The sequence below is a fragment of the Chryseobacterium oncorhynchi genome, from assembly GCF_002899895.1.
Taxonomy (GTDB): domain Bacteria; phylum Bacteroidota; class Bacteroidia; order Flavobacteriales; family Weeksellaceae; genus Chryseobacterium; species Chryseobacterium oncorhynchi.
This window is the reverse complement of record NZ_PPEI02000004.1, coordinates 303,088-317,540: the sequence shown is the minus strand read 5'-3', so window position 1 is coordinate 317,540 and position 14,453 is coordinate 303,088. Positions and strand designations below refer to the sequence as shown.

Sequence of the window (14,453 nt, the reverse complement as noted above, 5' to 3'; positions counted from 1 at the left end):
TTTTTTCTTAACCATATACTAATTCACTTCTTAAATTCTTATATTTGAGAAGTGAATTTTTGTTTTATACCCATGCTGGATAAGTTTTTAGAATATCTACAATTCGAAAAGAGGTACTCACCTCACACCATTACAAGTTACAAAAAAGACCTTGATGACTTTTTTCATTTCTATCTCCGAACAGAATCATCCGAGGACATAGCGAAAGCTGACAAGAAAATTATCCGAAATTTTATTGTTGAGCTAAGCGAAAACAATATTTCTAAAAGAAGTATCAATAGAAAACTATCCTCACTCCGAAGTTTTTATCTTTTCCTTTTAAAGATAGGAGAAATTAAGGTTTCTCCTACAGAAGGCGTCTCTTCCTTGAAATTTTACGCAGAGAAGCAAATTCCTATGTCTAAAGAGGAAATGACGGATCTGAATGATCGGGTGCTCGAGCAGGTGCAGGATATATTGGAAAAATGCATCATGGAAGTGCTTTATCAAACCGGGATGAGAAAAGCTGAACTTTGTGGCCTGATATTTGAGAATGTTGATTTAAACGAATATGAATTAAAAGTAGTCGGAAAAGGAAATAAAGAAAGGGTAATTCCTATTTCCGAGGATCTGTCTAAGCTTCTTAAGAGTTATCAGGAAATAAGAAAACCTCAGTCAGAATATGAATCATATTTTTTCGTCAATAAGAAAGGGAAAAAACTCAGCGAAAAATTTGTTTATGTGGTAGTTAATAAGTACCTTAGTCTTATAACAACGAAAGAAAAAAAAAGCCCTCATATCCTTCGTCATAGCTTTGCTACTCACGTTTTGGATAATGGGGCGGAGATCTCCAAAGTGAAAAAAATATTAGGGCATTCAAGTCTTGCAAGTACTCAAGTCTATACGAATGCTAATATTGAACAATTGAAAAAAGTGTTTAATCAGGCTCACCCTCGAGCATCAAAAAAAGAAGAATTATGAAGATTTCAGTACAATCAATTGGTTTAACTCCACACGAACCATTAGAATCACACATCGACAAAAAAGTTAGTAAGCTAGAAACATTTTATGACAAGATTCATGAATGTAAAGTATTTCTAAAAGTAGAAAATAACGCTGATAAGGTAAATAAAACTACTGAACTTATTCTAGCCGTTCCAGGAGAAGATATCGTAGTAAAGAAGACTTCTGCAAGTTTTGAAGAAAGTTTGGACCTTTGCGTTGATACAGCTAAAAAGCTATTAATCAAGAAAAAAGAAATGGCCTAGAAAAAAAAGTTAAAAAAAGTTTATAAAATATTTGAGAATTCAAAAAATCCGTTCTATATTTGCACTCGCAAAAAAGGAGCAGTGATCTTTTGAATTCTTTTTTAATTTGCCTCCATAGCTCAGTTGGCCAGAGCACGTGATTTGTAATCTCGGGGTCGTGGGTTCGAATCCCTCTGGAGGCTCATTTTAATATAAAATATCTGGGGAGATTCCAGAGTGGCTAAATGGGACTGACTGTAACTCAGTTGCTTCGGCTTCGCAGGTTCGAATCCTGCTCTCCCCACATTTTATATTAGAAAAAAAAACTTGCAAGATTAAATTAATTTTCTTAGTTTTGCACAGCGTTTACCAATGGTTTTGGAAACAAAATTGCGGAAGTAGCTCAGTTGGTAGAGCGTCAGCCTTCCAAGCTGAATGTCGCGGGTTCGACCCCCGTCTTCCGCTCAATTAAATCACACTTTAAAAGTGATTTTTTTTAACACTGAAATATGTAGAGTAGAGTTTCTCTATCACTTTCAGTCAATTATTAAAATGCCTCCATAGCTCAGTTGGCCAGAGCACGTGATTTGTAATCTCGGGGTCGTGGGTTCGAATCCCTCTGGAGGCTCATTTTAATATAAAATATCTGGGGAGATTCCAGAGTGGCTAAATGGGACTGACTGTAACTCAGTTGCTTCGGCTTCGCAGGTTCGAATCCTGCTCTCCCCACATTTTATATTAAGAAAAAAACTTGCAAGATTAAATTAATTTTCTTAGTTTTGCACAGCGTTTACCAATAGTTTTGGAAACAAAATTGCGGAAGTAGCTCAGTTGGTAGAGCGTCAGCCTTCCAAGCTGAATGTCGCGGGTTCGACCCCCGTCTTCCGCTCAATAAAAATCACGCTATTCAGTGTGATTTTTTTAATTAATGCCGACTTAGCTCAGCGGTAGAGTGCTTCCTTGGTAAGGAAGAGGTCACGGGTTCAAGTCCCGTAGTTGGCTCTCGAACCTCCCGAATTTCTTTCGGGAATTTTTTTTCCTAAAAATTTGAAAATTTCCCCTTTATTTTTTCTATAAAAATCTTTTCGAATAATTATTATATTTGCGAAGCTTTAAAAAGCTTATAAAATCTATTAATCATTGAACTAAAAAGATGAAAAAAATTATCTTATTATTAGGAATGGCTTCTTCCTCTGTAACACTTGCTCAAATTACTGATGTAAGTGATGTGGCTAAAAGTATTAAATGCGAAAGTATTGGAAAAGTCAGTCCAATAGGAGTATTTATGGGTGAAATGAAAAAATGTCCTGGAGATGTATATGAATTTATCTATAGGGACTATAAATACACAAAAATTACTGAGATTAAACAATTTTCCTTTGCCGATAAAGATGGAGCCTATGAGTTTTTATATAAATCAATAGCGAAAGGATTAGAGAACCCACCAAAAGATGATGTTGTTCTTAAACTTCCCGAAGATCTTCTTAGTATAAAATTTGAAAAAGCATTGGGAATTACTACGGCAACTATTTATCATACTAATAAGGTTGGAATAACTGGAATGACTCAATCTTTTACAAAAAAGCAACTAGATAAACTTTTTGGTAAAAAATAAAATAGAGAATTAATTTTGATTCCTTAATCTTTCCCGAATTTTTTTCGGGATTTTTTTTTGTCTAAAATTCTTATATAAATGGTAAATTAAAACAGAAATGGATGAGTTCAGTTAAGGTAGAAAAATCAAATCCAAAATTTTCAGAGTTGGAAAATCCTACAGCATCCTATTCTTCTTAACTTTTGTCACCGATCGATAATCATCATAAAAATTTTCGCTAAATTCGTGTAAAATAATTTTTGATGAATATTCTTTTATTAGAAGATGATCTCATTCTTTCTGCAGAACTATGCAGATTTTTAGAATCGAATAATTTTGTTTGTGATAAGATCTATGACGGAGAAATCTTTCTTCGCCAGATCAAAAGCAAAACTTATGATTTGTATCTGCTAGACATCAACGTTCCCAAGATAAACGGACTGGATGTCTGCCAGACGATTCGTTCTTTTGATAAAAATACTCCCATCATTATTATCTCTGCCTATGGAGACCTTTCGGATAAAAAAGATGCCTTTACCAGACTTGCTGATGATTATTTAGTAAAGCCATTTCAGTTTGAAGAGCTTTTTTTAAGAATTAACTCTTTACTAAGGAGAAAAATGCCGTCAGATACCTCGGATCAGGATATTCTTAGAGTTGATGATCTTATTATCAACAAAACGGAACAGAAGATTTATCGTGGTGGTAATGAAATCACTCTTACTTTAAAAGAATTTCAGCTATTGGTTTATCTGGCAGAAGCGCAGGGAAGAACAGTTTCCAAACAACAGATCACAGAACATGTCTGGGAGCATAATTTCAATACCAATACCAATACTGTAGAAGTTTACATCAATTTTCTAAGAAAAAAGATAGATAAAGATTTTAAAATAAAGTTGATCCACACCCGTTCAGGGTTCGGATATTACCTAAGCCCCTTATAGATGTCTTTAAAAAGAAAGATAGCCTTAACGATCAGTATCGCCTTTTCATTGCTTTTTGGAATGGTGATGGCTGTTATTTATTTATCTTTTAATGATTTTAGGAGAGACGAGTTCAAGGAAAGATTCAGACAAAGACTGGAGTTTACCACTCATTTTATTTCAAAGTCCAAAGATTTTGAAGAAGAAGCTCCGATTTTTTTCAATGAAAACTCAGACAACATTCTTTTAAACGAAAAGATATTAATCTTTAATGATCAGAAAGAACTTATTTATAGTACCATTAAGGACCGCAATGTTACCTGGGATAGTGCTATGCTGAAAGAGCTTGATAAAAAGAAGATCATCTACACAGAAAAAACCGTTCCGGAGATTTATGCTGCGCTTAGGAGTATTAATGGTGAAAACTATTATATCCTCACAAGTGCCCTTGATACGAACGGTAAATCGAAGTTAAGCTATCTAAAGTATCTTTTGATTACAGCTTATGTGATGAGTACACTTCTTATTGGTTTTTTTAGTTATTATTTCGTTGAAAAGTTTCTCAGACCTTTGGAAGATCTGAATAAGGAGATTTCAGAAGTTACTGCTCATAAACTGACTACTCAGATTCCTGTTCAGCACTCCAATGATGAGATCAGTGTTCTTGCGAAATCATTTAATACCATGATTGGAAGGCTTGATGATGTATTCCAATCTCAAAAAGACTTTACGGCCAGTGCATCACACGAAATAAGAACACCTATTACAAGAATGGCCTTTCAGTTGGAAAATCTGATTAAGTTTGAAGATCATTCCCCTGAAACGCTGTCTTCCTTGCAACAGATTCAGCGAGATGTTTATCAGCTGTCTGACTTAACGAATTCATTATTACTGCTTACAAAGTTTGATAAAGAAAATATCCAGAGTATTTATGAAGAAGTAAGAATTGATGAAGTTATTTTTGAAGCCTTTGATGGAGTTGAAAAAAGCTACCCGGACCTTAAACTGGATTTCCTTATCACTGAAGATACTTCTGAGAATGCCTTTCTGACCATTGGAGGGATTCAGTCTTTATTGGTGATTGTCTTTATCAATTTATTTAAAAACGCAGCAGTATATTCTGATAATACAGAGGTAAAAGTCCTTATTACGGAAACCAATGAGAACCTTAGTGTTGAAGTAATTTCTCATGGCGATACTATTTCCGAAGAAGAACAGTCTAAGCTATTCGAAGCCTTTACCCGTGGAAATAATGCTCAAAATATTTCAGGTTCTGGTTTAGGGCTTAGAATTGTCAAAAGAATTCTGGAATATCATGATGCTGAGATCATTTATTCTTCTCCTTCCGAATACATGAATAAATTCACTATAATTTTCAAAAAATAAATTCTTTTTATTCCTACACTCAAAAGTCAGGACTATTTTTTTGCTAAACAACGGATTAAACTTTAAAGAAAATTCAAAGGTTAGAGAAAAAATGAGTACTCTTCTTTTATTACTTTTATTTGAAAATGGCCTGTTTAAGGCGATTTTAATATTTTTTTAAGCCTCATTTAAGTTTCTTTTAATCGTATCCAAGCAATTTTGTAATTTAAAAATAAAAATAATGAACAGAATTGCAGTGCTGTGTCTTGCCGTTTCCTCATTCATGGCGGCACAACAGCAAATGTCTCTTTTGGATTGCGAAGAAGCATTTCAAAAGAACAATCTTCAGCTGCTCGCCGAACAATACAACATCAATATGGCAGATGCTGATATTCTGCAGGCCAAAATCTGGGAGCTTCCACAGCTGAGCGGACAGTTTAATGCTTATAACCCACAGGGCAAAAAGTTTTTTGATGTTGGTCATTCCAAAGGAGCGGGTATTACCCAATTAATTTATATGGGTGGTAAAAAGAAAAATGAAATTGCTTTTGCGAAATCTAATAAAGAATTAGCACAGCTTCAGTTTTCACAGCTTCTTGTTGATTTAAGAGCCCAACTTCGTACCACGTACTTCAATCTTTACTACGAAAGATTAAAACTTGAAAATACAGAAAAACAGCTAGGGTACATGAATGAACTACTAAGTGCATATCGTGTGCAGTCGGCAAAAGGAAACGTATCCCTTAAAGATGCAGTAAGACTTCAGAGTCTTGTAATTCAATTGAATCATGATAAGCTTGAAATTAACAAGAATATTCTTGAGTTTGAGCAAAACTTAAAAGTTCTGACTGGGATTACCGAAGATATTGAACCATTGATGTCTGAAGCTGAAGCTAAGGAAGCTTTAGCAACCCAACCTTTTGGTGAAGAAGAAGAGTTGAAGAGCAAAGCATTGGAAAATAATGCAGATTATCGGTACAATTTAAAACTGATTGATAATAGCAAGCTGTATGCACAATGGCAAAAATCATTAAATGTTCCGGATCTGAATGTGGGAGCAGCATGGGACCAGGCAGGAGGAACTTTTAATAATGAAGCTAACCTGACACTGGGAATTCCTCTTCCTTTATGGAGAATAAACCAGGGAAATGTAGTAAAGGCCAACTATGCCATTCAGCAAAATCAAAAAAATGCAGACTTTCAAAAATTAACACTTGAAACTAAAGTGCAGTCTGCCTATAAAACCTGGAAAGCACAATACAACCAGTTATTGGATATTAAAACCACGGATCTGCAAAATATGGATCTGGTATATAACGGGATGATGACCAACTTCAGAAAGGGAAATGTCAACCTAATTGAATTTACAGACTTTATGGACAGCTATCGTGAGACGGCTCTTCAGATCTATGATATGAAAAACGAGATTATGCAGTCTGCAGAACAACTTAATCAACTAGTACAAACGAAAATCTTCTATTAAAACAATGAAAACTTATATTATTCCGGTATTGATGATCCTATCATTAATAGCCTGCTCAAAAAAAGAGGGAGAGAAAAAAAATCAAGCCCAAAAAGGATTTGAGCTTAGTAATACCATGCTAAGTTCCATTTCTCTGGCAAAAGTTGAAAAAAAGAACGTAGAAGATGAATACAACTTTTATGGGAAGATTTCTGCAGACAAAAACAGTTACATAGATGTCTATCCATTGGTAGGAGGAAACGTAATGAGCGTAAATGTAGAGCTTGGTGATTATGTAAAGAAAGGCCAGGTGCTGGCGACCATCAGAAGTACAGAGCTTGCGGAAATTCAAAAGGATGTAAGTGATGCAAAAACCGATATGGTGGTGGCTAAGAATAACCTTCGTGTTGCCAAAGAGATGTACGAGGGAAAACTAAATACAGAAAGAGACGTGCTGGAAGCAAAAAGCCAGTTGCAGAAAGCAGAAGATCAGCTACAGAGAGCAACGGCAGTAAGTACCGTTTATAATGTTAAAACAGGAAACATATACAGTGTTGTAGCACCTATTAACGGATACATTGTTCAGAAAAGTATCAATAAGGATATGCAGCTGAGAAGTGACCGAAGCGAAAATATTTTTGACGTTGCCAATACCACCAATGTATGGGCCATTATGAACGTTAATGAATCTGATATTGATAAAATTAGCCTTGGAATGAAAGCACAGGTTTCTACACTTTCTTATCCAGATAAGCTTTTTGATGGTAAAATTGATAAAATATTTAAAATCATAGATCCGCAAACCAATGCTATGCAGGCAAGAGTAGTACTGGATAATGCCAATGGCCTGCTGATTCCGGATAGTAAAGCAACTATAAAAGTCTCCAGCCTGGAAAGCAATACCATGCTGACCGTTCCGTCTAAGGCAGTGATTTTTGATGATAACAAAAGCTTTGTTGTTATCTTTAAATCAAGAACAGATGTAAAGGTTCGAGAAATTAAAGTATCAAAGCAGGTGGGTGATGTAACTTACATTGCAGACGGCCTTAAAGAAGGTGAGGAGGTGATTACCAATAATCAACTGCTTATATATCGTTCTTTGAACAGCTGAAAATAGTAGTGATTTAAAATAAATCTTTCAACGACTTTTTTAGGTCATCAATTATCTATCATGAATAAATTCATAAAAAATATAATCGCTTTCTCCTTAAAAAATAAAGCATTTACCTTTATTTGGGTAGCTATTTTAGCGATTGCCGGTTTTATAAGCTTCAAGAACATGCCCATTGAAGCATTTCCGGACGTTACCAATACCCAGATTGTAATCATTACCCAGTGGAATGGGCGTAGTGCAGAAGAAGTAGAACGCTTTGTTACTACACCTATTGAATTGGCAATGAGCCCGGTTCAGAAGAAAACAAGTGTGAGAAGTACAACAATGTTTGGACTTTCCATTGTTAAAATTCTATTTGATGATGGGGTGGATGATACTTTTGCCAGAAATCAGGTCAATAACCAATTAAGAACCATTAGCCTTCCTGATGAAGTAGATCCTGAAGTACAACCACCCTACGGGCCAACCGGAGAAATTTTCAGATATACACTGGAAAGTAAAACAAAAGATTCCCGCAAATTACTTACCCTGCAAAACTGGGTGATAGACCGTGCCCTAAGAGGTGTTCCCGGAGTTGCGGATATTAATGTTTTCGGAGGACAGGATAAAGTCTTTGAACTAAGTATTGATCCGAGAGCATTGGATAAATATAACCTCACACCACTTCAAGTGTATGATGCAGTTACCAAAAGTAACCTGAACGTAGGAGGAGATGTAATTGAAAAAAACGGGCAGGCCTATGTCGTAAGAGGAATTGGTTTGGTGAAATCTATTGCTGATATTGGAAATATTACCATTCAGAATGACAGTGGAAATCCGGTTTTAGTAAAGAACGTTGCTGAAGTTCATGAAAGCTCTATGCCTAGGGTAGGGCAGGCAGCCTTGAATAATCATGATGACACCGTAGAAGGAATTGTTGTAATGAGAAAAGGTGAGAACCCAAGAGAAGTTTTGATTGGTGTGAAAGCTAAAATTAAGGAACTGAATGAAAAAATTCTGCCGAAAGATGTAAAAATGGTCACTTTCTATGACAGGGATAACCTGATGGATTTTACCACCCACACCGTAATGCACAACCTGATTGAAGGAATTGTATTGGTAACGGTCATCGTTTTGATCTTCATGGCAGACTGGAGAACGACACTAATCGTTTCCATCATCATTCCGCTATCCCTATTATTTGCCTTTTTATGTTTAAAACTGGCGGGGATGAGTGCCAATCTACTTTCATTAGGAGCGGTAGATTTCGGAATCATCATAGACGGGGCCGTCGTCATGGTGGAAGGGCTCTTTGTAATGCTCGACCACAAGGCTCACAAATACGGAATGGAAAAATTCAATAAGTTGGCGAAAGGCGGTTGGATCAAGCAGACAGGAACAGGTTTAGGAAAAGCAATCTTCTTTTCAAAGCTAATTATCATTACTTCCCTGATTCCTATTTTCTCATTTCAGAAAGTGGAAGGGAAAATGTTCTCACCATTGGCTTTTACCTTAGGGTTTGCATTGATAGGGGCTTTGATATTTACATTAACCCTTGTTCCGGTACTTTCACATATTCTTTTAAATAAAAATGTAAGAGAAAAAAATAATCCATTTGTTAATTTTTGGGATAGAATTGTACTCAAAGGCTTCAATACTACATTTAAGCATAAAAAGACAAGTATGATTGTTGCCATTTCATTCCTTGTAGTAACATTATTCTCCGGAAAATTCCTTGGAACAGAATTCCTGCCGCAGCTTAATGAAGGTTCACTTTGGATCACTGCAGAAATGCCTATGAGTTCTTCATTAAAAGAATCATTAAAAACGGCAGATCTCTTGAAAAAGGATATTATGAGCTTTTCCGAAGTTACAGACGTCTTAGCTCAGACAGGAAGAAGTAATGACGGAACAGACCCAAATGGATTCGGATTTGTACAGTTTGCTGTAAACCTTAAGCCTAGAGAAGAATGGAAACGAAAGATCACCTATGATGAACTTATTACTGAAATTGATAAAAAGCTTAGAAGTTATCAAGGGATCACATTCAACTATTCCCAGCCCATTTCGGATAACGTAGCAGAAGCTGTAGCAGGTTTTAAAGCTGAAAACGGAATTAAAATCTATGGAGATAATCTGGAAACGTTGGATAAACTGGCTCAGGAAATCTTAGTTAAAATTAAAGATGTAGAAGGAGTAAAAGATCCCGGTATCATAAAAAATATTGGCCAGCCGGAAGTAAGTGTTGTCTTAGACCGAGATAAAATGGCGGCCTATGGAGTAATGCCTGCCGATGCACAAGCTGTACTGGAAATGGCCTTTGGAGGAAAAACCGCTTCCGAAATGTTTGACGGAGAAAGAAAGTTCCCGATCCGTCTTCGTTATTCTCAGGAATACAGAACCAATGAGAACGATATTGCCGCTTTGATGGTTCCTACACAAGACGGAGCAAAAATCCCTTTAAAAGAGATCAGTACTATCGTTAAAGACAATGGAGCAGCATTCATTTATAGAGATAATATTAAAAGATACATTGGAGTGAAGTTCTCCATTCGTGACCGAGATTTAGGAAGTACCATTGCAGATGCACAGAAAAAAGTAGCCACCATTGAGCTTCCGGACGGATATTCCGTTGGTTGGACAGGTCAGTTTGAAAACCAGCAGCGTGCATCACACAGATTGACACAAGTAGTTCCGGTAAGTATCCTGATGATCTTCTTCCTTTTGTTTATCCTGTTTGGAAACATGAAAGATTCACTTCTTGTTTTAGCAAATGTTCCTTTTGCATTGATTGGAGGAATCATTGCGCTGCACGTTACCGGAATCAACTTTGGAATTTCTGCCGGAGTAGGTATGATTGCCTTACTGGGGATTTGTATACAAAATGGAGTAATATTGATCACAGAATTTCATCAGAACGTTAAAGACGGAATGGACATAGACACGGCCATCTTAAATGGAGTGAAATCCAGAACAAGACCAGTCATCATGACGGCGCTTATGGCTTCCATTGGATTAATGCCTGCAGCTTTATCCACAGGAATTGGTTCAGAATCACAAAAACCTCTTGCCATTGTAATTATTGGAGGGCTTATTACAGCAACAGTACTTACACTGCTTATTTTTCCAATTATTTTCTGGATCTTCAACAGAACCAAAAAACTACGTCATAGCTAATTTATCTTTCATTTTATATATTAATTGAGCCTGGAATATTCTGTATTTCAGGCTTTTTCATAAAAGGTTTTAGAAAGTTTTTTTCAATCCAGAAAAATGTGTAAATTTGCAGTCTCAATACATTGAAATATAAGGATTGTATTTCATTGGATGCAAATATTGAATTTTTTTCCAATAAAAAGATTTTGGTATCTAAAAAATCATTATATTTGCACACCGAAAATTTGAAAAACAATAAATAAATAATTTTAAATCATGGCAAAGGAAACGTTTAATCGTAACAAACCACACTTGAACATTGGTACTATTGGTCACGTTGACCATGGTAAAACTACTCTTACAGCTGCTATTTCTGCTGTATTAGCTAGCAAAGGTCTTGCTGAGAAAAAAGACTTCTCTGCAATTGACTCTGCTCCAGAAGAAAAAGAAAGAGGTATTACTATCAATACTGCTCACATCGAATACGAAACTGAAAAAAGACACTATGCTCACGTTGACTGTCCAGGTCACGCCGACTATGTTAAGAACATGGTAACTGGTGCTGCTCAAATGGATGGAGCTATCGTAGTATGTGCTGCAACTGACGGTCCAATGCCTCAGACTAGAGAACATATCCTACTTTGCCGTCAGGTAAACGTACCAAGAATCGTTGTTTTCATGAACAAAGTTGACATGGTAGATGATCCTGAATTATTAGAGCTTGTTGAAATGGAACTTAGAGACTTATTGTCTACTTATGATTTCGACGGAGATAACTCTCCAGTAATTCAAGGTTCTGCATTAGGAGCTCTTACTGCAGCTACTGCTTCTCCTGCTAACACAGAAGATAAGTGGTTCAAGAGCGTTGAAGAATTGATGGATGCTGTTGATACTTGGATCGAGCAACCACCAAGAGATACTGAAAAGCCATTCTTGATGCCAATTGAAGACGTATTCTCTATTACAGGTAGAGGTACTGTAGCAACTGGTAGAATCGAGGCTGGTGTTATCAACACTGGTGATCCAGTTGATATCGTAGGTATGGGTGACGAGAAATTAACTTCTACTATTACAGGAGTTGAGATGTTCAGAAAGATCCTAGATAGAGGTGAAGCTGGAGATAACGTAGGTCTATTGTTGAGAGGTATTGAAAAAACTGACATCAAGAGAGGTATGGTTATCGCTAAGAAAGATTCAGTTAAGCCACACAAAAAATTCAAGGCTTCTGTTTATATCCTTTCTAAAGAAGAAGGTGGACGTCACACTCCATTCCACAACAAATACCGTCCTCAGTTCTACGTAAGAACTACTGACGTTACAGGTGAAATCTTCTTACCAGAAGGTGTTGAAATGGTAATGCCAGGAGATAACTTAGAAATCACTGTAGAATTGTTACAGCCAATCGCTCTTAACGTAGGTCTTAGATTTGCGATCAGAGAAGGAGGTAGAACAGTTGGTTCAGGTCAGGTTACTGAAATCTTAGACTAATCATCTTAAAATAAATAAAGCTTCCGAAAGGAAACTCTCGGAAGCTTTTTTAATTACGGGCATCGTCCAATGGTAGGATACCGGTCTCCAAAACCGTTGATCAGGGTTCGAATCCTTGTGCCCGTGCAAATATAAATTATGAGTTCATTTGTCGATTTTTTAAAAGGTTCTTATAACGAATTTAGACATAAAGTTGAATGGCCAAAATGGGCTGACCTTCAGTCTTCTACAATTGTAGTGACTATTGCGACAGTTATTCTGGCTTTATTTACCTTTGGAGTTGATGAATTGTTTTCAAAAGCAATCAGCAACATCATCGGAATGCTAATCAACTTGTTCAATTAATTAAAAGTGTTTTCCCATAATGAGCGAATTGAAATGGTATGTGCTGAAAGCAATCAGCGGACAGGAAAATAAAGTGAAAAACTATATTGAGACAGAAATCAAACGTTTAGGGTTTGAGCAGTACGTTACTCAAGTGGTTATTCCTATGGAAAAGGTTATCCAAATTAGAAACGGTAAAAAAGTTCCTAAAGAAAGACCTTACTATCCTGGATACTTAATGATTGAAGCTGACTTGATGGGGGAGATTCCTCACGCTATCAAAAATATCCCTGGAGTTATTTCTTTCTTAAGTTTAACAAAAGGTGGTGATCCTGTTCCAATGAGAAAATCAGAAGTGAACAGAATGCTTGGAAGAATGGATGAACTTTCAGAATTCGCAAGCGATGTTGAAATTCCATATGTAGTAGGTGAAAACGTAAAAGTGATCGATGGTCCTTTCAACGGATTCAATGGTACAGTTGAGAAAATTCTTGAAGACAAAAAGAAAATTGAAGTTTCTGTATTAATCTTCGGTAGAAAAACTCCAATGGAACTAAGCTACATGCAAGTAGAAAAAGTATAATAATTTACTTATATAATATAAAAGACTGCTATTTAAGCGGTCTTTTTTGTTTTCTAATTGTTCCTTTTATTAAATTCTGTTTCTTGTATATTTATCCTCTTTTTTCATCATGTAATAGCTTTGCCCTATTACAGTCTAATCCACTATTAATAGGAGTATCTCTGTAATTTTGAAAGTGTTATCCAATGAGAATTTATGATAGACTAAATGATCACCAATAGTTGTGTTTTTCTTAAAAATATGTGAATATCGAAAAATAAGACTGTTATTTATTGTTATTATTTTATTTTTCATAATTTTTTAAATATTATTTTATTGAAAATATAATAACTAGACTTTCGTATCGTGCTCCTACACAGTCTTTAGCTTAAATACAATAATCACTTTTATGGGATAATATCTAATTTTCCTGTATTCATAGACTTTTCTAATCATTATTTCCTCTTTGATGGCATGTTTATTGTAACCTAACCTGCATCAACCCATAAAACTTTTTGTTTTTCCATTTGGTACACTGTTTGGCAGATGTACAAAACCATTTTGTGTTTTATTTTTAAACCATAAATGATATAGAGGAAAGTTGGGTTGAAAAGTTTAAAAATAAACACATCCCCATAATGACAAAGATTACTTCGATGATCCTTTTAATAGGTTCAATAGGATTTATGCACGCTCAGGTTGGTATTAACACTACAAAGCCGGAAAAAGAACTGACTGTAAATGGTACTATGAAGACATCCGGAATGGTTTTCAAAAAACCTATGGAAAAGCTTGGCGCTGATGAGAATTACACATTTATTATTAAGTCTCCGGCACCGGAAAATAAAATTACAGCCTATAATGATACTTTTGTACCTAATTCTCCGGCACCAATTAACATTATTCAATTTAAAATTACCTGTGATCCTTCCGATAAGGACTGGGTGAACCAATTTGATACAAAGATCAATTCCCAAAAATTTCTGGTTGTAATTTCCTCTTTTGGATTTACCCAACCCATAAGAACAAGTAGTGGAGATTGGTTGACCCCAGTACCTCAGATTTTTGCCTATTCCTCAGGAGGAACTTGGAAGCTAAAAGCCGATTATGAAGGGTTTTCTCCCGCTTCAACTTTACCTACTGGAGAATGGACACTTAATTTATTGGTATATGACAGGTCATATGCCAAGGAAGTAAACTCAACACAAGATCTTAAAGCTTCTACAACAGGTGCAGCAGCAGCACCTTTAATTCAATAAA

12 protein-coding genes and 8 tRNA genes are annotated in these 14,453 nt (G+C 35.8%); all 20 read left to right on the top strand.

Features of this window, described 5'->3' with window-relative positions; all coding sequences use genetic code 11:
* Positions 1-72: 72 nt before the first annotated feature.
* Positions 73-960 carry a tyrosine-type recombinase/integrase gene (locus tag C1638_RS15060; protein ID WP_109622277.1) on the top strand — a complete coding sequence of 296 codons (888 nt, stop codon included), beginning with the start codon at positions 73-75 and terminating at the stop codon, positions 958-960.
* Positions 957-1,247 (top strand): HPF/RaiA family ribosome-associated protein, encoded by a 291-nt coding sequence (locus C1638_RS15055; protein ID WP_109622275.1) that lies wholly within the window; start codon positions 957-959, stop codon positions 1,245-1,247. The genes C1638_RS15060 and C1638_RS15055 overlap by 4 nt, the downstream gene beginning before the upstream one ends.
* A 108-nt stretch (positions 1,248-1,355) precedes the next feature.
* Positions 1,356-1,429, top strand: a tRNA-Thr gene (locus C1638_RS15050).
* A gap of 20 nt (positions 1,430-1,449) precedes the next feature.
* Positions 1,450-1,530, top strand: a tRNA-Tyr gene (locus C1638_RS15045).
* Between the two features lie 88 nt (positions 1,531-1,618).
* Positions 1,619-1,691 (top strand) — tRNA-Gly (locus tag C1638_RS15040).
* A gap of 89 nt (positions 1,692-1,780) precedes the next feature.
* Positions 1,781-1,854 (top strand) — tRNA-Thr (locus C1638_RS15035).
* 20 nt (positions 1,855-1,874) lie between these two features.
* Positions 1,875-1,955: transfer RNA gene (locus C1638_RS15030), tRNA-Tyr, on the top strand.
* Between the two features lie 87 nt (positions 1,956-2,042).
* Positions 2,043-2,115: transfer RNA gene (locus C1638_RS15025), tRNA-Gly, on the top strand.
* A gap of 41 nt (positions 2,116-2,156) precedes the next feature.
* Positions 2,157-2,228 (top strand) — tRNA-Thr (locus C1638_RS15020).
* 151 nt (positions 2,229-2,379) lie between these two features.
* Complete coding sequence (locus C1638_RS15015; RefSeq protein ID WP_109622274.1) at positions 2,380-2,841, top strand: hypothetical protein; 462 nt, start codon at positions 2,380-2,382, stop codon at positions 2,839-2,841.
* Between the two features lie 242 nt (positions 2,842-3,083).
* A complete protein-coding gene (locus C1638_RS15010) occupies positions 3,084-3,764 on the top strand; it encodes a response regulator transcription factor (RefSeq protein ID WP_109622272.1) in 681 nt (226 codons plus the stop codon).
* A complete protein-coding gene (locus C1638_RS15005) occupies positions 3,765-5,129 on the top strand; it encodes an ATP-binding protein (RefSeq protein ID WP_109622270.1) in 1,365 nt (454 codons plus the stop codon).
* A 220-nt stretch (positions 5,130-5,349) separates the two neighbouring features.
* Positions 5,350-6,591, top strand: coding sequence for a TolC family protein (locus C1638_RS15000; protein WP_109622268.1), 1,242 nt, complete (start codon positions 5,350-5,352; stop codon positions 6,589-6,591).
* 4 nt (positions 6,592-6,595) lie between these two features.
* The gene (locus tag C1638_RS14995) at positions 6,596-7,681 is read left to right on the top strand and encodes an efflux RND transporter periplasmic adaptor subunit (protein WP_109622267.1); all 1,086 of its coding nucleotides are present in this window, start codon (positions 6,596-6,598) and stop codon (positions 7,679-7,681) included.
* A 60-nt stretch (positions 7,682-7,741) separates the two neighbouring features.
* Positions 7,742-10,840 (top strand): efflux RND transporter permease subunit, encoded by a 3,099-nt coding sequence (locus C1638_RS14990; protein WP_109622265.1) that lies wholly within the window; start codon positions 7,742-7,744, stop codon positions 10,838-10,840.
* A gap of 255 nt (positions 10,841-11,095) precedes the next feature.
* On the top strand, positions 11,096-12,307 hold the full coding sequence (gene tuf, locus C1638_RS14980) for an elongation factor Tu (RefSeq protein ID WP_103291895.1): 1,212 nt from the start codon (positions 11,096-11,098) through the stop codon (positions 12,305-12,307).
* A gap of 55 nt (positions 12,308-12,362) precedes the next feature.
* Positions 12,363-12,433, top strand: a tRNA-Trp gene (locus C1638_RS14975).
* A 12-nt stretch (positions 12,434-12,445) separates the two neighbouring features.
* Positions 12,446-12,652: a preprotein translocase subunit SecE gene (secE, locus tag C1638_RS14970; protein WP_002976410.1), complete on the top strand. Its 207-nt coding sequence runs from the start codon at positions 12,446-12,448 to the stop codon at positions 12,650-12,652.
* A 19-nt stretch (positions 12,653-12,671) separates the two neighbouring features.
* A complete protein-coding gene (gene nusG / locus C1638_RS14965; RefSeq protein ID WP_105681614.1) occupies positions 12,672-13,214 on the top strand; it encodes a transcription termination/antitermination protein NusG in 543 nt (180 codons plus the stop codon).
* A gap of 617 nt (positions 13,215-13,831) precedes the next feature.
* Positions 13,832-14,452: a hypothetical protein gene (locus C1638_RS14960; RefSeq protein WP_109622260.1), complete on the top strand. Its 621-nt coding sequence runs from the start codon at positions 13,832-13,834 to the stop codon at positions 14,450-14,452.
* The last annotated feature ends 1 nt before the right edge of the window (position 14,453 follow it).